A 20,614-nucleotide genomic window follows, 5' to 3' on the forward strand; every position below is an offset into this window, starting at 1 on the left:
GTGAAAGTAGTCAACAACAATACTACTACTTGAAAGATAACGAGTATAAAGGATTGAAAAGGAGGCACTATGCTTAACGAACCGAATGTTAGCATTCAAGTACAGAGTGTCTATATCGTCAGTCAGTCTCAGCCTGAAATGGGGCGATATGTATTCGCTTATACTATATCGATCCGTAACTTAGGCCGAGAGGCTCTACAATTAATGAGCCGTTACTGGCTCATTACTAACAGTGATGGTCATAAAACTGAAGTCCAAGGCGAAGGTGTTGTAGGTGAACAACCTATCATTCAACCGGGTACTGTGTATCGCTATACAAGCGGAGCTATACTGGAAACACCAATGGGAACGATGGAAGGATATTACGTCATGTTAAACCATCGTGGGGAGCATTTTCACGTTGATATCCCTGCATTTCGCCTTGCTCTACCAACTTTGATTAATTAATTATGTCAACATATCTTATTGGTGATGTACACGGCTGTTATCGCGAATTACGTGCATTGCTAGAACAAGTCAATTTTGAGCCACAAAAAGATACGCTGTGGCTTACAGGGGATCTCGTTGCTAGAGGCCCTGAGTCATTGCAAGTCCTTCGCTATGTTAAAAGTCTTGGTTCATCGGTACGCTTAGTACTCGGCAACCATGACCTACATCTTCTTGGTATTTATTGCAAAATAAGCCGTAATAAACCCAAAGATCATCTTGATGAGTTACTCCATGCGCCTGACGCTGACGAGTTAATTAATTGGTTGCGTCGCCAACCCTTATTACAAGTTGATGAAGAGAAAAAAATTATCATGGCCCATGCTGGTATCACACCACAATGGGATCTGCCGACGGCTCGTATGTGCGCGCGAGAAGTCGAGTCCGTTTTATCCAGTGATGCTTACCCACTCTTTATTGACGCTATGTATGGCGATATGCCGAATAATTGGTCTGAAAACTTAATGGGGCTCCCACGCCTACGTTTTAGCACCAACGTATTAACTCGTATGCGCTACTGCTTCCCTCATGGGCAACTCGATATGATTTGTAAGGAAAGCCCAGCTAAAGCCCCGTCACCACTGAAACCTTGGTTTGCCCTACCGAGTAAATTACCTGAAGGCTATTCTGTCTTTTTTGGTCATTGGGCATCCTTGGAAGGTAAACATACCCCTGAAAATATTTATGGTTTAGATACTGGCTGTTGCTGGGGTGGAGAGTTAACGTTGTTCCATTGGGAAACTAAACAATATTACCATCAAAAATCATTGCAAAAGCGCCATAAAGATTAATCGTTTAATTAACTTTATTTCATACTTAAATAAAGTTAATTAAATAACAGTTATTTTACATATCGTAAAATGACGGATAATTTTTTAAATTAAATATATTAATTAAAAAAGACAACATTCATACCGATAATAAAAAACGGAGCAATACGCTCCGTTTTTAAACTGAGAACAACATTAAATTCTTTTGGTTAATATTTCAAAACAATAACCATGGGAGTTATTTTCATCGGCTTCATGATACTCGGTAAAAATAGAATCCCACTCATCTGGTTCATAAATGGGGAAGTGTGTGTCACCAATCACTTCTGCATCGACATGAGTTAAATACAGTTTACTCGCAAGGGGTAAGAACTGCTGGTAGACTTTACCGCCTCCAATGACAATAATTTCATCATCATCTGAACCCGAGCCAGCTTGCTTAGCGGCAGCTAATGCCTCTTCGACAGAAGAAACCCAGATGACACTATCATCAGCGCCTACCTTGCTGCTTAAGACGATATTGACTCGCTGAGGAAGCGGACGGCCAATTGATTCATATGTTACTCTTCCCATTATCACTGGTTTATTTAAAGTATTACGTTTAAACCAAGCAAGGTCGCCAGGTAAATGCCAAGGCATCGTTTTTTCCATACCGATAACTTGGTCAATCGCCATAGCTGCGATTAAACTAATATTCATTTAGTCACCTTAGAGGCTAATATACAATTTTGTGCCCACTATACGTAAACAGAAATGCTTCGTCGACTAAATTTAATCTTCCTTAAAAAGTGGTTATTAATTTATACTCAAATAGTGATCCGACCGACTAAAAATAACATTAAAAAACAAATTTAGCTTATAGAGAAAACGAATGTACGAAACCTCCATATTAATCGCCACCATCGCTACATTAGGTATGCTTTCCCCTGGACCTGACTTCTTCCTTATTCTTAAAAATGCAGCGCGTTATCAACGCTCAGCAGCCTTAATGACCGCAATGGGGGTGATTAGTGCAGTTGCGCTCCATATGACCTATTGTGTCGCTGGACTTGCCGTTTTGATTACGACAACCCCTTGGCTATTTAATGTATTGAAATATGCTGGAGCCGCTTATTTAATTTGGATCGGTATCAAAAGCTTAATGCCAAATTCAGGGCAAAAGATAGATCTCAACAACACGCAACATGAGGTTGTTACCTTCAAGAAAGCCTTTATGCAAGGGTTTCTCTGTAATGTCCTCAATCCAAAGGCAACCCTGTTTTTTCTTGCTGTTTTCACGCAAGTTTTAAGTGTTGACTCCACTTTTGGTGAAAAATTATGGTTCGCCTTTATTATTTGGGGATTGGCTGCAATTTATTGGCCTCTGCTGGTTTGTTTAATTCAAAGCGCACCGGTCAGAAAAGGCCTAGCCAAAGTACAAAAGTATGTTGATAAAGTGCTAGGTGCGGTATTAATTGCTTTTGGAATACGTGTCGCACTGAGCTAATTTTGAGAATAAAAAAAGCAGGCTAATTCATATCGCTAGCCTGCTCGTTCACGCAAGAATGTTTAATTTTCAGGTGCGACAACCAATTGCCCCACTGAGCCTAAATCCGCCTTTTCTAAGTTATTACTGTAGAATAAAAATGGAAAGTGCTCATACGAAGGTTGCATCATCTGGACTAACAACTCGACTTTACCATCAACCCACACCGTATCTTTCCAGCCAAAATCCTCTGGGGGAGTTGGTTTCCCATTATGGTTAATGACTTTAAAGCGTACACCTTCAATATGGAAAGACTGAGGGACATTACTCGTCACCGCCCAACGCTCCCATCCGCCCTGTTGACTGGATAAATCGATACGACGCGTATCTTTTGTCGCATTATTTATTCCATAAGGCTCATTAAGATGGATATCACGATTGCGAATAGATGAGGTAATTTGCGTCTTGTCTTCAACTAATTGAGTAGGCACATCATCGGTCACTAATGACATTAACCCTGTCGCTTTAATAGTTAATACATTCGTAGAGATGAGTGTGGTCGACGGCTCAAATAAGCTTTTCACTCTATCCATAAAAGTCGCTGACTCACCAGCCGTGATCGTCAGCTCTTCTGTTTTGGCCATATCAATTAACACTTCTCGACGCTCACCCGGAGCCAAAGAAAGCTCTGGAATACTAACAGGTGCCGTCAATAATCCTTGGTCAGAGGCAACCATCACGAAAGGGCGCCCATCGCTGATCTTCATAACATAGCGTCTGGAGTTTGAAGCATTCAGTAAGCGCAAACGGATCCAACCACGAGAAACCTCAACATACGGATCTTGAACACCATTGACTAATAATGTATCCCCTAAGAACCCATCTTCATTCGCCTGATACTCTGGAACCCCAAAGTTATCTAATCGTTTGTCTTGAATAATAATCGGAAAATCATCTACACCATAATGTTTTGGTATTCTCAGATTTTTTGTCGCATCATCTTCAATTATCCACATTCCCAGCAGGCCATTATAAATTTGAGGCCCCATTTTGCCTTCAGTGTTGGCATGATACCAAAGTGTGGCTGCTGGCTGCCGAATAGGAATGACAGGAGACCAATCAGCACCTGAAGAAATTAATCTCGCTGCGCCTCCCATTTGCGTGCCGGGCACTTGTAGACCACTGATCGTCATTGAGACAGGATCAGGTAATCGATTACTGTAAATAAGCTTAATATCATCGCCATTTTTAACTTTCACCGTCGGCCCAGGGTAAGTGCCGTTTACCCCCCATACATCGGCCGAATATTTGCCATCAAAAGACCAATGTATCTTTTGTAATGTCAAAAACAGTGGTTGCCCCGATCTAGACTCTAACAATGGAGGAACAGGAAGCGGTGTTTTCCCATTACCGCTTGCAAAAGCACTATTTGGCACATTGACCAAACATAAAACCAACCCAGCCATGAGCAGAAGTTGGCGTCGACTGAATGACATAAATTCTCCACTAAACTAAAAATAGCAGCGCTAATTATTGTTAGAAGTTGGTAATACCCGCTCAATTAAGCATTAATTTTTGGTTCGCGCTAGCATAGCCCACAGTAGGGCTATTACTTTAAACTCGATATAAATAGGTATAATGATATCGCGAAAATAGATGAAACTCTAAAAATATCTATGACGATAAATAAAATTTAATAGTCAAAAATGACAAGAGTAAATACATTTAGGAGAGTAAACAGGATCAAGTAATCACTGGCTAAAGCAGCCCTTTTTTGACGATACTAAAAATACAAAAAAGGGCATGATTAGATATAATGTTTTCTTATTTATTATTCTTCTCTATTTCTTCGACTTCTTTATCAAGCTGTTTGATTTTGGCTTCCATCAAGGTATGACAGTATTCAGCAAGTTCTCTCACTTGATCTCTTGAATAGTTTTTTGTGTCTATTGGCTCTAACATTTCAATAATCACATGACCATTATTCCAACGGTTTAATTTAATCCGTCCTTGGGTGCTAGAAACACATACAGGTACGATAGGAACACCAGCAGCAATCGCGGCATGGAATGCCCCCGTTTTAAAGGGTAATAAACCCCGCCCACGACTACGTGTGCCTTCTGGGAACATCCACACTGAGATTTGATGTTTTTTAATTTGATCCGCTACTTGTGAAATCGTGTTATGCGCTTTCGAACGATTAGCGCGGTCAATCAAAATATTCCCCGTGATCCAATACAGAAAACCAAAGAAAGGAATAAATACTAAGCTTTTTTTGCCTACGGTAACCGTTCTTGGTACCACACCATTTGACATGGTGACCATGTCATAGTTGTTTTGATGGTTACCAATATAAATACTCGGACCATATTTTTTCGCTTTTTCAGGTACACGGTTAATAATTTTAATACCAAAAACGACGGATAATCGCCCAAACATATGACCAAATGTCATCACATGTTTTGGATTTCGAGGGCTAAATAAACAATAAATCCCCCCAAACACACACACCAATATTGTATAGATAATCACAATAATGGTACGAATAAGCGCTAACATAGTGACCTCTGTCCTGTTCAAAAATAAGGCGGTAAAATTCCGCCTTATAATAATATAAAATGATTATTGGTCTGTATTGGCAGACTCAACTTCAATTCGCTCAATATTGTGCAAGCCTCGTGGCAATGATGTTCCTTTGCGTCCACGCTCTGCGCGATATTTTTGTAACTCTTCCGCCTTAAGTCTCAATTTCCGTTTGCCAAAATAAAGCGTAATTGAAGCTTGAGCAGGCAAGATGAGTAGCCAAACAAGCAGATCTTCACCGCTTGCGGCTTGAGCGCCTGTAATGTTAATAATTTTATTCCCTTTCCCTTTTGATAATTGCGGTAAATCAGATACAGGGAACATTAACATGCGGCCAGCCTTAGTAATGGCGAGCAACATATCTTCCTGCTCATTATTCACCTCAATAGGGGAAAGAATTTTAGCATTATCGGGTAAATTGATTAGCGCTTTTCCAGTTTTATTTTTAGTGACCAGATCATTGAATGTGCAAATGAACCCGTAACCCGCATCCGATGCCATCAAGTATTTTTGCTCATCTTGAGCCATCAATACATGCTCAACTGTTGCCCCCGGTGGTAACGTCAAGCGTCCTGTGAGTGGCTCTCCCTGACTACGAGCAGAAGGTAACTCTAATGGATCAACGGAATAACTGCGCCCTGTCGTATCTAGGAAAACAACCGGCTGGTTACTTTTACCTCGTGCTGCACCTTTAAAACTATCACCGGCCTTATAATTGAGATTAGAAGGCTCGATATCATGCCCTTTGGCACTTCGTACCCATCCCATTTCAGATAACACAACGGTAATTGGCTCTGAAGGTAGAATTTCATGTTCACTCAGCGCTTTTGCTTCTTCGCGCTCCTGTAATGGAGAACGACGCTCATCACCATAAGTCTTAGCATCAGCCTGAATTTCTTTTTTAATGACGTTATTCAGTTTACGCTCAGACTCTAAGATCCCTTGTAACTCATCACGTTCTTTCGCTAATTCGTCTTGCTCACCGCGAATTTTCATCTCTTCGAGTTTTGCTAAGTGACGTAATTTTAACTCTAGGATGGCTTCAGCTTGTGTCTCAGTAATATTAAAGCGCGACATCAATACTGCTTTCGGCTCATCTTCGTTACGGATGATCTCAATCACTTCATCAATATTCAGATAAGCGATTAATAAGCCATCTAAAATATGCAATCGTTTCAGAACCTTATCTAAACGATGGTTAAGACGATTTCGTACTGTTTGACGGCGATAAACAATCCACTCATTGAGTATCTCAACGAGACCTTTGACTGCGGGACGATTATCAAGACCAATCATGTTGAGGTTAACGCGATAACTTTTTTCTAGATCTGTCGTCGCGAATAAGTGAGTCATCACTTGCTCAAGGTCAACACGATTACTTCGTGGCACAATAACCAAACGTGTTGGATTTTCGTGATCCGATTCATCACGCAAATCCTCAACCATTGGTAATTTTTTAGCGCGCATTTGGCTCGCTATCTGCTCAAGCACTTTAGCGCCAGAAACCTGATGAGGCAGCGCGGTAATAACAGCATTACCGTCTTCTTTTTCCCACACTGCACGCATACGAACTGAGCCGCGACCATTTTGATAGATCTTACGAATATCATCCTTAGATGAGATAATTTCCGCTTCAGTTGGGAAGTCAGGACCTGGCACATAAGTCATGATGTCATCAAGTGACAACGCGGATTTACTCTCCAGCAATGCCACCAGCGCTTGAGCCACCTCGCGCGCATTGTGAGGAGGGATATCCGTCGCCATCCCGACGGCAATACCCGTTGTACCGTTAAGTAAAATATTCGGTAAACGTGCCGGCAGCATTTTCGGTTCATTTAAGGTGCCATCAAAGTTCGGAACCCAATCCACCGTGCCATGAGCAAGCTCACTGAGTAGCACTTCTGCATATTTTGATAGGCGTGACTCGGTATAACGCATCGCGGCAAAGGATTTAGGATCATCGGGTGCCCCCCAGTTCCCTTGCCCGTCGACCAATGGATAACGATAAGAGAATGGCTGAGCCATTAATACCATCGCTTCATAACAGGCAATATCACCATGAGGGTGATATTTACCTAATACATCACCCACCGTCCTAGCCGACTTCTTATATTTAGCTGTATTGTTTAGCCCTAATTCGGACATGGCATAAACAATACGACGCTGAACAGGCTTTAGCCCATCCCCAATAAACGGTAACGCCCTATCCATGATGACGTACATCGAATAATTCAGATAGGCGTTCTCAGTAAACGCGTGGAGGGGTAAACGCTCTACGCCGTCATGAGTAATTTCACTCATTCGATACTTTCCTTACTCTTTTTGATAGCGTGATGAATGTTAAACTTCAATTTCAGCCATATCGCCTTTTTCTTGTAACCAATTACGGCGATCTTCTGAGCGTTTTTTCGCTAACAGCATATCCATAACGGCCAATGTTTCTTTGTAGTTTTCATCATCTATAGTCAACTGGACAAGACGTCGTGTATTCGGATCTAACGTCGTTTCACGCAATTGAATTGGGTTCATTTCCCCTAATCCTTTAAAGCGTTGGACATTCGGTTTGCCTCTTTTACGGCTAAGCCTATCAAGTACCGCATTTTTTTCGCTTTCATCTAATGCGTAAAAAGTCTCTTTGCCCAAATCGATCCGATACAATGGCGGCATAGCCATGTACACATGACCGGCTTTGACCAATGTCGGGAAATGGCGTACAAACAACGCACATAAAAGTGTCGCAATATGTAACCCATCGGAGTCAGCATCCGCCAAAATACAAATTTTTCCGTAACGCAATTGGCTTAAATCTTCACTATCAGGATCAATACCGATGGCGACAGAAATATCATGGACTTCCTGAGACGCCAGCACTTCGTCAGAGGAGACTTCCCATGTATTCAGGATTTTCCCTCGTAGCGGCATGATGGCTTGGTATTCACGGTCACGAGCTTGTTTTGCAGATCCGCCCGCAGAGTCCCCTTCGACCAAAAACAATTCTGTCATACTTAAATCTTGAGAACTACAATCAGCCAATTTCCCCGGTAGAGCAGGCCCACTGGTTAATTTTTTACGAACCACTTTCTTGGCGGCGCGCATACGGCGCTGAGCACTGGCAATTGCCATTTCCGCTAGCTGTTCCGCTACCTGAACGTTTTGGTTTAGCCACAAGCTAAAGGCATCTTTTACTACGCCTGAAACAAAAGCGGAACATTGGCGAGAAGACAGACGTTCTTTCGTTTGCCCTGCAAATTGTGGGTCTTGCATCTTAACGGAGAGCACATAAGCACAGCGTTCCCAAATATCATCAGCCGAAAGTTTTACACCACGCGGTAAAATATTACGGAATTCACAGAATTCACGCATGGCATCGAGCAAGCCTTGGCGCAAGCCATTGACATGGGTACCGCCCTGCGCAGTAGGTATAAGGTTAACATAGCTCTCGGTGAGTAATTCTCCCCCTTCAGGTAACCAAAGAAGAGCCCACTCAGCGGCCTCAGTTTCCCCAGAAAATTCCCCTGTAAACGGCTGAGGAGGTAACAGTTCTAAGCCGTTTACTGCCTCCATTAAGTAATCCGTTAACCCATCACTGTAGCACCAGCTTTGCTCCGTATTATTAAGCTGATCCTTAAACGTGATCTTCACGCCAGGACATAAAACGGCTTTTGCTTTTAAGTTATGAGCTAACCGAGAAACGGAGAAACGTGGATTATCGAAATAACTTTCATCAGGCCAAAAGTGTACGCTGGTTCCAGTGTTACGTTTGCCACACGTTCCAATGACCTGTAATTCTTCAACCTTTTCACCATTCTCAAAAGCTATTTGATAAATTTGACCATCACGGCGCACTGTCACTTCAATACGTTTAGACAGAGCATTAACAACGGAAATACCTACACCGTGCAAGCCACCTGAGAATTGATAGTTTTTATTGGAAAATTTACCACCAGCATGTAATTGTCCAAGAATAAGCTCAACAGCAGAGACATTCATCTCAGGATGAATATCAACGGGCATTCCTCGCCCATCATCAATCACTTCAAGTGACTGATCAGGATATAGAATAACCTCAATATGTCCTGCATGCCCTGCCAGTGCTTCATCGACACTGTTATCAATTACTTCTTGTGCTAAATGGTTCGGTCGACTGGTGTCTGTATACATCCCAGGGCGACGACGAACAGGTTCCAAACCACTGAGGACTTCAATGGCCTCTGCGTTATAACTAGATTGAGTCATGTTGTCATTCTGCGGTAATAGGTGATTAATTGAACGATTCAAATCGCTCAATCAGTGATTTACTGTTGATAATAACAGTGTACATACGTTTTGGCATTATTTCTCTGCCAATCTCAGAAAACGAATGATCTGAGGAAAGTAAGTATCAAAGCCAACAAATGCATGATTGCCTTGTGGTTCAACAGTTTGTTTGCATTTTTCAAGATAGGAAACCGCTTGACGATAATCAAGCACTTCATCACCCATTTGTTGTAACAACCAAATTAAATCCGGTTTTTCGACCTGAGGCAGATGCAATGCTTTAAGCTCATGCATATGTTTAGGTTCAAGAAAATAACGCTCATGGGTATAAGGATTGATATTTTCACCAAGATAGTCTTGCAGTAAATCAAAAGGACGAACTGCTGGGTTGACCACAACAGCAGGCAAATTAAAACGTTGCGAAAACCAAATAGAAAAGTAGCCGCCCAATGAGGACCCCACTAGCCCCATTGGGTCATCTTTATGCTGTAATACAATCTCTTCTAACATCGACGCCGCTTGCTGCGGATAATTAGGCAACTGCGGCACAATCATCTTAATATGCGGATAGTGCTCATTAACCCACTGTTTTAGACCATTGGCTTTCACTGATTGAGGTGAGCTATTAAACCCGTGGATATAAAGAAGTGTCGACATTAGTAACCGTCCGAATCAAAATCAGGACTAAATTTTTGTGTATTTAGACGATGTACTTGAGTACTAATATGCCTATGACCTTTTTCATCAACCGTTAGTTCAAGATAACGCCATCCCGGAGCGACAGTATCTAAGGCAAAGTTTGTACAATGAGGCTTAAACTGTACGCAAGTTGAAGGGGTAGCAAGTAAACGAATACCATGCCAATTCTCATCCATTTCTTGATGAATATGACCGCAAAGCATCACTTTCACTTGTGGGTATCCTTTTAAATATTCAGCAAGAATATGCGAATTGCGTAGACTGTGTTGGTCCAACCAAGTACAGCCTGAAGGCAATGGATGGTGATGCAGCATGATAAGCGTGGTGCGCTGTGGCTGTTTATCCAAACACGCTTTCATCCAATCAAGTTGCTGTTCAGATAATTCACCGTGCGGGACATCTTGTAACTGGCTATCAAGCATCAAAATTTGCCAGTCATCGCCAATCAATATTTCTTTCGCGCTGGAAATACCGGCGAGCTTTAAAGAACGAACCATAGCCGGCTGATAGTCATGGTTACCTGGTAACCAAACACAAGGGGCGGGTATCAGCTCAATGCCATCTGCAAAGTGCTGATAGGCTTCCGGTGATTGGTCTTGAACCAAATCTCCCGTAGCCACAATCAGGTCGATAGGCTGATTTTGTTCTAAAATAGCATCAAGGACGGCATGATAGCTCTGGTGCGTGTTAATTCCCAATAAGGTATTCGCTGTATCAGCAAAGAGATGCGTATCAGTAACTTGTAAAATCCTGACTACCTTCGAATTACGAGCAGTCACTTCGAGCTGGCTGTCCAAAAGTTTTCCTTGTTCCCATAAAAAATGTCACTGTTGTTTTGCTATTCTAGCGTTAACGTAAGGTTAATATCTGCTAAATAGCACACATTTCATTAGATTAATGGTTATTTAAGACAGTTTCACCCACTTTTGTTGCAATTTTTCATAATTGAGCTGTAACCACTGAATGACAATAACCGTTGCTGCATTATCAATTACACCATCCTCAACCCACTGATAGGCTTGCTCACGGCTCACCACATGAACACGGATATCCTCATTTTCTGACTGTAAGCCATGAATTCCAGAGGCTTGAGAGCTATCAACCTCTCCCACATAAACATACATGCGTTCAGAAGTACCACCTGGGCTAGATAAATAACTTAACGCTTTTTCAGTACGACCGATGGCAAGCCCCGCTTCTTCATCTGCCTCTCTACGGATCACATTTTCAACGGTTTCATTGGGTTCAATCATGCCGGCAACGGCTTCGAGTAGCCAAGGTGTTTCACTGGTTTCAATTGCAGGTAAGCGAATTTGTTCAATGAGTACAACTTTATCTGCCTTTGGATCGTAGGGGAGAATGACGCCAGCATGCCCTCTTTCAAAAACCTCACGGGTAATTTCTGGGCTCCATCCCCCCTCAAATAACCGATGACGAAAACGATATTCGACCATTTGAAAAAAACCATTAAATAATTTACGCTTAGATATAATTTCAACATCATTTTTATTGTATTTAATTGGCTGTTCTACACGATTTGTCATAACAATCTCCTAAGCTGCTCATTTCCATATTAAGGAAAAATGATGGAATAAAATAGTTTTTAGGGCTTTTTCTCCTTATTTGAGTTAATGTTTAAATAAATTGAGACAAAATGGCACAAAACGCTACCGTTAAGACAAGCGATACTCTGCTACAATAAGCACCATTATTTAAATTTATGGGCAACAACAGAGTCTGTTTTAATATTTTGTTTATAGTGCTGATGATTTAGTTTACGGTGATCGCCCTATTTATCCGTCTTAATCTCAGATGGGCTATGCTCTAAATCATTCAAGATGCTGCTAGGCGACAAGTCAGCGAGTCGCTAGAAGCATACTGAGGTATGTGACTCACGCAAGTGAGCGTCGCCAACAACGCGGCAACTTGAAGTATGGTGAGCATATAGGTAACAGACTCCACCTATTTGCTGTTTAATCAAGGAATCCAAATGAAGAAACTGCTTCCCCTTTTTATTGCATTGAGTTTTGTGGGTCTCAGTACGAATAGCTACGCAGAAGATCTACTTCAGGTTTACCAAAAATCGAAAGAAAGCAACCCTGATTTGAGAAAATCATTAGCAGAACGCAACCAAGCTTTCGAAAAAATTAATGAAGCTCGTAGCCCATTGTTACCACAATTAGGCTTAGGTGCTGGTATGACTTATGGAAGTGGTTATCGAGATGCGAGAGACACTGAAAGCAATGGTTTAAATGCCTCTTTAAAACTGACTCAAGTCGTCTTTGATATGTCAAAATGGCGCCAACTCAGTGTGCAAGAAAAAACGGCTGGTATCTCTGATGTGACGTATCAAACCAATCAACAACAGCTGATTTTGGATACTGCGACCGCTTATTTCAACGTATTAAAGGCGATTGATGCCTTATCCTATATTGAAGCAAATAAAGAAGCTGTTTACCGCCAATTAGACCAAACGACTCAACGTTTTAATGTTGGCTTAGTTGCTATTACTGACGTACAAAACGCCCGTGCTAACTATGACAGCGTATTAGCACAAGAAGTTGCTGGTCGTAATGACTTAGAAAATGCGGTTGAAAAACTTCGTCAAGTCAGCGGCGTCTATTATAACCAGCTAGCATCACTGAATATCGACCGCTTCAAAACGGTAAACCCAGATCAAGTTGAAGCGATCCTAAAAGAAGCGGAAGAGCGTAACCTCAGCCTTCTAAGTGCTCGCTTAGCGCAAGACGTTTCGCGTGAGAACATTCGTTTAGCGGAAACTGGCCATATGCCAACCGTTAATCTTGATGCGGCGACCAGTGTGGCAAATACCCATAACCATGGTAGTAATTACACAGGTCTTGACCGTAATAGCTACACAGGACAAAACTCGATCGGCCTGACATTAAGCCTACCATTATATAGTGGGGGGGCGGTAAGTTCACAAGTAGAACAAGCACAATATGGTTTCCAAGGTGCGAGTGAACAGCTTGAAAGTGTGTATCGTAACGTGATTCAGTTAGTCCGTTCTTCTTACAATAACGTGTCATCTTCTATTAGTAGTATCAATGCATATAAACAAGTCGTCGTTTCGGCGCAAAGTTCATTAGATGCGATGGAAGCTGGCTACCAAGTGGGAACTCGTACTATCGTTGACGTGTTAACCGCGACGACAGCCCTTTATCAGGCTAAACAAAACCTGTCTAATGCACGTTATGATTATATGATTAATCAATTAAACATTGAGTTTGCACGTGGCACACTGAATGAAGAAGATATTGCTCGCTTGAATGCAAGCCTAGGAAAAGAGGTTTCAACCTCATCCAGCAGCATCATTCGTAATATCGAAGCACCACAAATTAAGTAATGTGTTGCAAAGGGGGTCAATCAACTGACCCCCTCAGATTTATTATTCCTCGCCTAACTTCCTTTCTCATTTTTACCTCTAACAACGCTATTAATTTATTTTTTATTATTTAATACCTCATAATAATAAGGTTATTCATAAATCTTATGCGAATAGTTTTATAAATAAAATCAATATATTAAACAAGAAATAAGTATAAATTATGGAGTTTATGTCAGTGAGTGCAAAGCCATTTTTATCAAAAATAAGAGAGTGATATAACGCTGGCTTCTGAATAAAGAGATAACAGATGGAAATATTATGAAGAGAGTTATTCTTCTTACTTTATGCACAACACTTATATTACCAACAGTGAATGTACAAGCAGCACCACAGCCTCACCATCCTGAGGTAAAAGCGGCTGCATCACCAATGAAAATACATAAAAACAAAAAACCAATACCGCCACCGAAAAAGAAAAAAGCACCGAAAAAAATTAAAGCGAAAACACCACCAAGACCATAGTCCGTTTTCACATGAATGGGTGCACTTATGTATGTAAGTCACCCATTATGTCGCAAGCTAGCCATCTTTCCCCCATAAAGCCTCTTCGATTTTGTGGTAACAATCACTTAAACCTACACTTTCAAGGCTCAAAAAAACCTACAACAGCATATCGTCACCATAGAAACTAATATAAATATTCTCTTTATCCTATAAATGTATCTAACATCGCCTTATTATACCTTTCTTAGCCAGAAATCATGAATATCGATAATAAATATTAGGTGATACATCAACAAATAAATAAAATACAATTTATTGAAATTCAACAAAAATAACGCTGTTTTTTCAGAAAATTCTCGTGTTACGTATTACTTGTCCCCATGAATTTGCAAAATTTATTATTAAATCTCATTTCATTGGTATTTCTGCTTTAATTTTCAGCGTATTTCCCCTATCCTAGTGTTAACAAAACTCACATCTTACTCACTCTTAATTCAGGGTAATTACCATGACCATGAAGCGTACCAAGAATATCAATCAAGACGCATTTCGTAAGTCTTGGCGTTCATATCGTTTAGCACCTGTTGCTATCGCTGTCAGTGCTGTATTTATGCTTTCTGCTTGTGAAGAAAGTGATGAAACTGTTTCTTTGTATACTAACGCACAAGATTGTAGCCAAGCTAACCCTTCTCAGGCGGAGCAATGCACACTAGCCTATAACAATGCATTACAAGAAGCAGCGAAGACCGCCCCTAAGTATGCGACTCAAGAAGATTGTATTGCTGAATTTGGTGAAGCTATGTGTACCCAAGCACCAGCACAAGCAAGTTTTTCATCCACGAACACAGGGAATGGGGAACAAACCGCTCAAGCACAAAGCAGCTCAGGTAGCATGTGGATGCCTCTTATGATGGGTTATATGATGGGCCGTATGATGGGCGGAGGTGCACCTTCTCAACCATTATTCAGTTCTAAAAACCCAGCTAGCCCAGCAAACGGAAAATTTGTTGACGCGACAGGTAAAAGCTATGGCCCAGCGGTTGCCGGTGGCCGTTCGATCAGCGTACCAAAAACCGCAATGGCACCTAAGCCACCAACCACATCAACTATCACGCGTGGTGGATTTGGCGATACAGTAAATAAACAAGCAATGGCTCAGAAGTCGTCGTCTTCTAAATCTTCTTCATCTTCCCGTTCAATGGGTGGTTGATAAGTAATGAAACGAGTTCCAATTATTGAGCGCCCTGATTGGCGCGAAAAAGCAGCTGAATTTGGTTTTGGTTTTCACACTATGTATGGCGAACCATACTGGTCTGAAGATGCTTATTACCAATTTTCAATGGCGCAGATTGACGAAATTGAAGAAGCGACGGCTGAACTACACCAAATGTGTTTGAAGGTGGTTGAGCGTGTTATTGAAAGCGACGAGTTACTCACCCGTTTTCAAATTCCAAAACATTGCTGGGGCTTCGTACGCCATTCATGGAAAACGAGCCAACCCTCTCTCTATTCGCGTCTTGACCTAGCTTACGATGGTGTTAACCCACCTAAACTGCTGGAAAATAATGCTGATACTCCAACTTCATTATACGAGTCGGCATTTTTCCAATGGATTTGGCTAGAAGATCAATTAGAGGCAGGTAACTTACCTGAAGGTGCTGATCAGTTTAATAGCATTCAAGAACAATTGATCGAACGCTTCACCCAGCTTAAAGATCAACATGGTTTCCGCCTGTTACATATGGCGTGCTGCCGTGATACCGAAGAAGATCGCGGTACCGTGCAGTACCTACAAGACTGTGCTCATGAAGCTGGTGTGGCAACTGAATTTCTCTATATGGATGAAATCGGTTTAGGTGAACGCGGTGAATTTACGGATACACAAGATCAGATCATTAGTAATCTGTTCAAACTGTATCCATGGGAATTTATGCTTAGAGAGATGTTCTCAACCAAATTGGAAGATGCTGGTGTACGTTGGTTAGAACCTGCATGGAAAAGCATTATTTCCAATAAAGCATTATTGCCTATGTTATGGGAGATGTTCCCTGATCATCCTAATTTACTACCTGCCTACTTTGCCGATGGTAATCAGCCAGCATTAGAAAGCTATGTGGTAAAACCATTATTCTCTCGCGAAGGTGCGAATATCCGTGTTATTGAAAACGGTAAAGAAATCGCATCAGCGGATGGCCCCTACGGTGAGGAAGGAATGATCATCCAACAATTCCATCCATTACCACAATTTGAAGGTAACTATACCTTAGTGGGGAGTTGGCTGGTTAATGATCAACCTGCTGGGATTTGTATTCGTGAAGATAAAGAGCTAATCACTCAAGATCTTTCTCGTTTCTATCCTCACGTTATCATTGATTGATTCATCAACGGCATGTGAATGCATGCCGTTGACTTTCATGGCCACGATAAAACACACAATAATTATTTATCTCGCAACCAGAATAAAATAACGATTATCCATTTTATTCGCCTATCTGCACCGATAGCATACTCAATGAACCAGATACAATGCCTTCTGTCGGTGTTGATATCGGTTCTTTACCATCCCAGCAACCAATAACATACAGCAAAGGTAAAAAATGTTCAGGTGATGGATTTGAACGCTGACCATCTTCTCTTTCAAGAGCCTGTGTTAAAGGATGAGGTGACTGCTTGCTTCCTAAGTGCTCAATCACAAATTGTTCAAATGTACGCGCCCAAGGATAAGGCTTAGCCGCTGCATTTTGCCAATCCATTTCACGTAGATTATGTACCACATTTCCGCTGCCCATAATCATCACGCCCTGCTCCCTTAATAAAGCCAATTTACGCCCTATTTCTAAGTGCCAAGCGGCAGGTTTTGTGCCATCTATACTGAGTTGTACAACAGGGATATCTGCCTGAGGATACATACGAACAAGGATCTCCCATGTACCATGGTCTAACCCCCATTCATGGTTATCTAAATAAACGGGTAATGGGGCTAATAAATTTGCAATTTGTTGTGCGAGTTCAGGGGAGCCGGAGGCAGAGTATTGCACTTGGTATAACGCCTCAGGAAAACCGCCAAAATCATGTATTGTTTTTGGTTGAGCCATCGCAGTGACAGCAGTTCCGCGAGTATACCAGTGCGCCGATACCATCAATATCGCTTTAGGTTTAGGTAAAGAGCGACCGAGAGCTTCCCATGCCTGAGTATAAGGATTATCTGACACGGCATTCATTGGGCTGCCATGACCAATGAAAAGAGCTGGCATTCTGTTCGTTGACATGATATTTCATGCTCCATCTTACGAATTCTATTGCCAGAATACTCAGTTTTAGGGTGAATGACAGTAAGGTAGGCTTGACTATCTTCATCAAATAAATTGAAAAAGCCACAAAGGTGTGCAACTTTGTGGCTTTCATCTTATAAGCTAAACGTTTCTGTATGTTATCTGATTTAGCTTGCTTTCTTTTCGACTTGTAAGCGATATGCAACTAAATCTTCAATGGTCAATACCGTCAGGTTGTGCTCTCTTGCGAAAGCGACAACTTCTGGAGCGCGCGCCATCGTGCCATCATCATTCGTCAATTCACACAATACGCCCGCAGGTTTAAAGCCGGCTAATGTTGCAAGGTCGATACTTGCTTCGGTATGACCACGACGTACGAGAACACCGCCATCACGACCACGTAATGGAAATACGTGACCTGGGTGGTGAAGATCCGCAGGCACTGCATTGTCAGCGATAGCGGCACGAATAGTGGTAATACGATCGGCGGCTGAAACCCCTGTCGTGACTCCTTTTGCGGCTTCAATCGTAACCGTAAAAGCGGTGTTATTTTGGCTCGTATTATTTTGAACCATCATTGGTAATTCAAGCTGCTTACGACGTTCTTCAGTAATGCATAGACAAACAATACCGCTGCTATAACGGATTGTCATTGCCATTTGTTCTGGTGTCATCGTCTCAGCAGCAAAAACAAGGTCACCTTCGTTTTCACGATCTTCATCGTCAAGTACGAGTACGCCTTGACCTTGGCGCAATGCTTCAATAGCACGTTCAACACGTTCGATTGGATTACCGAATTCGGAAAGTAGCGTCTGATTCATGGTAAAAACCTCTTAAGTGATAATTTATTAGTTACCAGAATCAGGGCAGTCTTAGGAGTACGAGAACTGAATAAACACAATAGCCGTAAACGTGCTTTCTGCATATTCAGATATGAAAAGCAATACAGTGCCTCACAGCACAATGATGCTAATACCGTTATTCTCTCCCATCCGGACTATAACCGTCGGCTCCAGATTCACACTGGATCTGCTGACCTTTACCCTCATCGATGATAAAGCGCTCGCGGGCTTCATGCATAAGCATGTTACCGCCGGTGGGGACTTCCACCCCGCCCTGAGATAAGCGTCCCCAATATAGCGCCAATAATTATAACGTGCAACGGGCAAGCCTAAATTTGGCATTCAACTCACATTTTAAGTCAAAAAAATCAATAAAAAATAAGGCGCTAACAAGATAGCTCAATGCTTAATAACAAATTGGGCATGAACTTGTTAAAATGAGTGAATACAGAAACGAAAAGGTATCAAGGGTTAGCTTAACTTGCGATATCGTTAGCCTAACTTCATGTTCGGTAGGTATATGGGCTTTATTACAAAGCATTCTAGTATTACACTATCGGCAAATTGATCTTTTAAAACTTAAGGACCCGCGAATGCTCGATCCGAAAAAAATTGAACAAGTAGCCCGTCAAATTCAAGGCGCTTTACCAAAAGGTGTCCGTGATCTGGGTGAAGACTTTGATAAGAAACTACGCTCACTGCTGCAATCACAGCTTGGCAAGCTTGATCTGGTTAGCCGTGAAGAGTTTGATATTCAAACTCAAGTGTTGCTGCGTACTCGCGAAAAATTAGCGCAAATGGAACAGCGTGTAAAAGCGTTAGAAGAACGTTTTAACGATACAAAAGCGCTTGAAGAGAAACCGTCAGAACATTAATCATTTTCTGTAAGACCTGTGAATTTTCCTATCACAGGCCTTATCTCATGGATATTTAAGGTGTCTTAGCTACTTTTCATTATATTTTTAATGATATTAGTGGTCGAAATACCATCTTCAAAATTCAGGACTTTAACTTCACCACCCGCTGCCCAAACTTCTTCACTCCCCGCAATCTCTTCAGGACGATAATCGCCACCTTTAACCAGTACATCAGGAAGAACTTCACTGATTAAGCGTTGTGGTGTGTCCTCTTCAAAAGGAACCACCCAATCAACCGACTCTAGCGCGCCGAGCACGATCATACGCTGTTCCAATGGATTAACCGGACGAGTTTCCCCTTTTAAACGGCGTGTCGATGCATCACTGTTAACGGCCACTATAAGCCTATCGCCAAGCTTACGCGCATTCGCGAGATAAGATACGTGTCCTGCATGCAGAATATCAAAGCAGCCATTGGTCATCACAACACGTTCGCCACGCTGCCTCGCATTTGCTACGGCCTGTTTTAATTGGTTTTCATCCATAACGCCAAAACCATTATCAGCACGCCCGCGGATTGCATTTTCGAGTTCGATTGGCGAGACAGTCGAAGTTCCCAATTTGCCGACCACCACGCCAGCAGCGGCATTCGCTAATGCACAAGCTTCATGTAATGGACGACCTGACGCGATAGATGCGGCTAATACACCAATAACAGTATCCCCAGCTCCTGTCACATCGTAAACTTCTTGCGCCTCAGTCGGTAAATGTAATGGGGGTTCATTACGGCGGATCAGACTCATGCCTTGCTCAGAGCGCGTGATCAATAATGCAGTTAAATCGAGAGATTGCAAAAGATGCATTCCCTTCTCTTCAACATCTTGATTATCACGACAGCGACCGACGATCGCTTCAAATTCAGACATATTTGGTGTCAACAGCGTTGCACCACGATAGCGTTCAAAATCGTTTCCTTTCGGGTCGATCAGCACAGGAACACCCGCATTATTTGCCAACGCGATCATTTTCTGTACTTGAGAGAGCGCTCCTTTCGCATAATCAGAGAGCACTAACGCCCCGATATTAGGTAAGGCTTGCTCAATGCGTTCCAGCATTGGTTGTACATCAACATTTTCAAAGCCTTCCTCAAAATCAAGGCGTAGCAATTGTTGATTACGTGATAAAACGCGTAATTTTGTGATCGTGGGATGTGTTGGGATAGGCACAAAGTCACAACGTACTTTAACGGCATGCAAGCTGTCAGTTAGGGCTTTAGCCGCATCATCGACACCCGTTAAGCCGACAAGATAAGATTGCGCCCCTAATGAAGCAATATTCATTGCAACGTTTGCAGCACCACCAGGACGCTCTTCAACCATGTTGACTTTAACCACCGGAACCGGTGCTTCTGGTGAAATACGACTTGCTGGACCATGCCAATAACGATCTAGCATGACATCACCAACAACAAGTACGCCTGCTTGTTTATAATCAGGGAGTATCACTTTCATCCCAAAACTCCAGTTTTCA

Annotated in this window: 19 protein-coding genes and 1 riboswitch; of the genes, 8 read left to right on the top strand and 11 right to left on the bottom strand. The window is 42.0% G+C overall.

The window, feature by feature from the left end:
- The first annotated feature begins 69 nt into the window (after positions 1 to 69).
- Complete coding sequence (gene apaG, locus P2E05_RS16130) at positions 70 to 447, top strand: Co2+/Mg2+ efflux protein ApaG (RefSeq protein ID WP_154622518.1); 378 nt, start codon at positions 70 to 72, stop codon at positions 445 to 447.
- Positions 448 to 449: 2 nt separating this feature from the next.
- On the top strand, positions 450 to 1,277 hold the full coding sequence (gene apaH, locus P2E05_RS16135; protein WP_154622519.1) for a bis(5'-nucleosyl)-tetraphosphatase (symmetrical) ApaH: 828 nt from the start codon (positions 450 to 452) through the stop codon (positions 1,275 to 1,277).
- Positions 1,278 to 1,451: 174 nt separating this feature from the next.
- Here apaH and folA read toward each other — a convergent pair whose 3' ends face one another.
- Positions 1,452 to 1,955 (bottom strand): type 3 dihydrofolate reductase, encoded by a 504-nt coding sequence (folA, locus tag P2E05_RS16140; protein ID WP_154623784.1) that lies wholly within the window; start codon positions 1,953 to 1,955, stop codon positions 1,452 to 1,454.
- Between the two features lie 172 nt (positions 1,956 to 2,127).
- Here folA and P2E05_RS16145 point away from each other — a divergent pair, with 172 nt between their 5' ends.
- Positions 2,128 to 2,742, top strand: a complete 615-nt coding sequence (locus P2E05_RS16145; protein ID WP_154623785.1) for a LysE family translocator — start codon at positions 2,128 to 2,130, stop codon at positions 2,740 to 2,742.
- A gap of 62 nt (positions 2,743 to 2,804) precedes the next feature.
- On the opposite strand, the gene ftsP is transcribed toward P2E05_RS16145, so the two are convergent.
- From ftsP to nudF, 7 genes are all read right to left on the bottom strand, one after another.
- Entirely contained in the window at positions 2,805 to 4,217 is a 1,413-nt protein-coding gene (gene ftsP, locus P2E05_RS16150) for a cell division protein FtsP (protein WP_154623786.1), read from the bottom strand.
- Positions 4,218 to 4,545: 328 nt separating this feature from the next.
- On the bottom strand, positions 4,546 to 5,280 hold the full coding sequence (locus tag P2E05_RS16155; protein WP_154623787.1) for a 1-acylglycerol-3-phosphate O-acyltransferase: 735 nt from the start codon (positions 5,278 to 5,280) through the stop codon (positions 4,546 to 4,548).
- A 63-nt stretch (positions 5,281 to 5,343) separates the two neighbouring features.
- Complete coding sequence (gene parC, locus P2E05_RS16160; RefSeq protein WP_163862878.1) at positions 5,344 to 7,605, bottom strand: DNA topoisomerase IV subunit A; 2,262 nt, start codon at positions 7,603 to 7,605, stop codon at positions 5,344 to 5,346.
- 39 nt (positions 7,606 to 7,644) lie between these two features.
- The gene (parE, locus tag P2E05_RS16165; RefSeq protein ID WP_154623789.1) at positions 7,645 to 9,540 is read right to left on the bottom strand and encodes a DNA topoisomerase IV subunit B; all 1,896 of its coding nucleotides are present in this window, start codon (positions 9,538 to 9,540) and stop codon (positions 7,645 to 7,647) included.
- Positions 9,541 to 9,636: 96 nt separating this feature from the next.
- Positions 9,637 to 10,218: an esterase YqiA gene (gene yqiA / locus P2E05_RS16170; RefSeq protein WP_163862880.1), complete on the bottom strand. Its 582-nt coding sequence runs from the start codon at positions 10,216 to 10,218 to the stop codon at positions 9,637 to 9,639.
- Positions 10,218 to 11,057, bottom strand: coding sequence for a 3',5'-cyclic-AMP phosphodiesterase (gene cpdA / locus P2E05_RS16175; RefSeq protein ID WP_154623791.1), 840 nt, complete (start codon positions 11,055 to 11,057; stop codon positions 10,218 to 10,220). Before cpdA ends, yqiA begins: the two co-directional genes overlap by 1 nt.
- Positions 11,058 to 11,165: 108 nt before the next feature.
- Positions 11,166 to 11,804 carry an ADP-ribose diphosphatase gene (gene nudF, locus P2E05_RS16180; protein WP_154623792.1) on the bottom strand — a complete coding sequence of 213 codons (639 nt, stop codon included), beginning with the start codon at positions 11,802 to 11,804 and terminating at the stop codon, positions 11,166 to 11,168.
- 446 nt (positions 11,805 to 12,250) lie between these two features.
- Here nudF and tolC point away from each other — a divergent pair, with 446 nt between their 5' ends.
- The 4 genes from tolC to P2E05_RS16200 all read left to right on the top strand — a co-directional run bounded on the left by tolC (position 12,251) and on the right by P2E05_RS16200 (position 16,490).
- Entirely contained in the window at positions 12,251 to 13,627 is a 1,377-nt protein-coding gene (tolC, locus tag P2E05_RS16185; RefSeq protein ID WP_154623793.1) for an outer membrane channel protein TolC, read from the top strand.
- A gap of 300 nt (positions 13,628 to 13,927) precedes the next feature.
- Positions 13,928 to 14,131, top strand: coding sequence for a hypothetical protein (locus P2E05_RS16190; protein WP_163862882.1), 204 nt, complete (start codon positions 13,928 to 13,930; stop codon positions 14,129 to 14,131).
- Positions 14,132 to 14,621: 490 nt separating this feature from the next.
- Positions 14,622 to 15,323, top strand: coding sequence for a DUF1190 family protein (locus P2E05_RS16195; RefSeq protein ID WP_163862884.1), 702 nt, complete (start codon positions 14,622 to 14,624; stop codon positions 15,321 to 15,323).
- 6 nt (positions 15,324 to 15,329) lie between these two features.
- Positions 15,330 to 16,490, top strand: coding sequence for a glutathionylspermidine synthase family protein (locus P2E05_RS16200; protein ID WP_163862886.1), 1,161 nt, complete (start codon positions 15,330 to 15,332; stop codon positions 16,488 to 16,490).
- A 103-nt stretch (positions 16,491 to 16,593) separates the two neighbouring features.
- On the opposite strand, the gene ygiD is transcribed toward P2E05_RS16200, so the two are convergent.
- Both ygiD and ribB read right to left on the bottom strand, forming a co-directional pair.
- A complete protein-coding gene (ygiD, locus tag P2E05_RS16205) occupies positions 16,594 to 17,382 on the bottom strand; it encodes a 4,5-DOPA dioxygenase extradiol (protein ID WP_272657299.1) in 789 nt (262 codons plus the stop codon).
- 170 nt (positions 17,383 to 17,552) lie between these two features.
- Positions 17,553 to 18,206, bottom strand: a complete 654-nt coding sequence (ribB, locus tag P2E05_RS16210) for a 3,4-dihydroxy-2-butanone-4-phosphate synthase (RefSeq protein WP_247046676.1) — start codon at positions 18,204 to 18,206, stop codon at positions 17,553 to 17,555.
- A gap of 155 nt (positions 18,207 to 18,361) precedes the next feature.
- A riboswitch (FMN riboswitch) is annotated at positions 18,362 to 18,512 on the bottom strand.
- A 308-nt stretch (positions 18,513 to 18,820) separates the two neighbouring features.
- Between ribB and ubiK the strand changes: the two genes are divergently transcribed.
- The gene (gene ubiK / locus P2E05_RS16215; RefSeq protein ID WP_154624206.1) at positions 18,821 to 19,102 is read left to right on the top strand and encodes a ubiquinone biosynthesis accessory factor UbiK; all 282 of its coding nucleotides are present in this window, start codon (positions 18,821 to 18,823) and stop codon (positions 19,100 to 19,102) included.
- 65 nt (positions 19,103 to 19,167) lie between these two features.
- Here the strand turns inward: ubiK and hldE are convergent, their stop codons facing one another.
- Positions 19,168 to 20,595 (bottom strand): bifunctional D-glycero-beta-D-manno-heptose-7-phosphate kinase/D-glycero-beta-D-manno-heptose 1-phosphate adenylyltransferase HldE, encoded by a 1,428-nt coding sequence (hldE, locus tag P2E05_RS16220; RefSeq protein ID WP_154624205.1) that lies wholly within the window; start codon positions 20,593 to 20,595, stop codon positions 19,168 to 19,170.
- Positions 20,596 to 20,614 lie beyond the last annotated feature (19 nt).

It is taken from the genome of Providencia stuartii (assembly GCF_029277985.1).
GTDB classification, from domain to species: Bacteria; Pseudomonadota; Gammaproteobacteria; order Enterobacterales; family Enterobacteriaceae; genus Providencia; species Providencia zhejiangensis.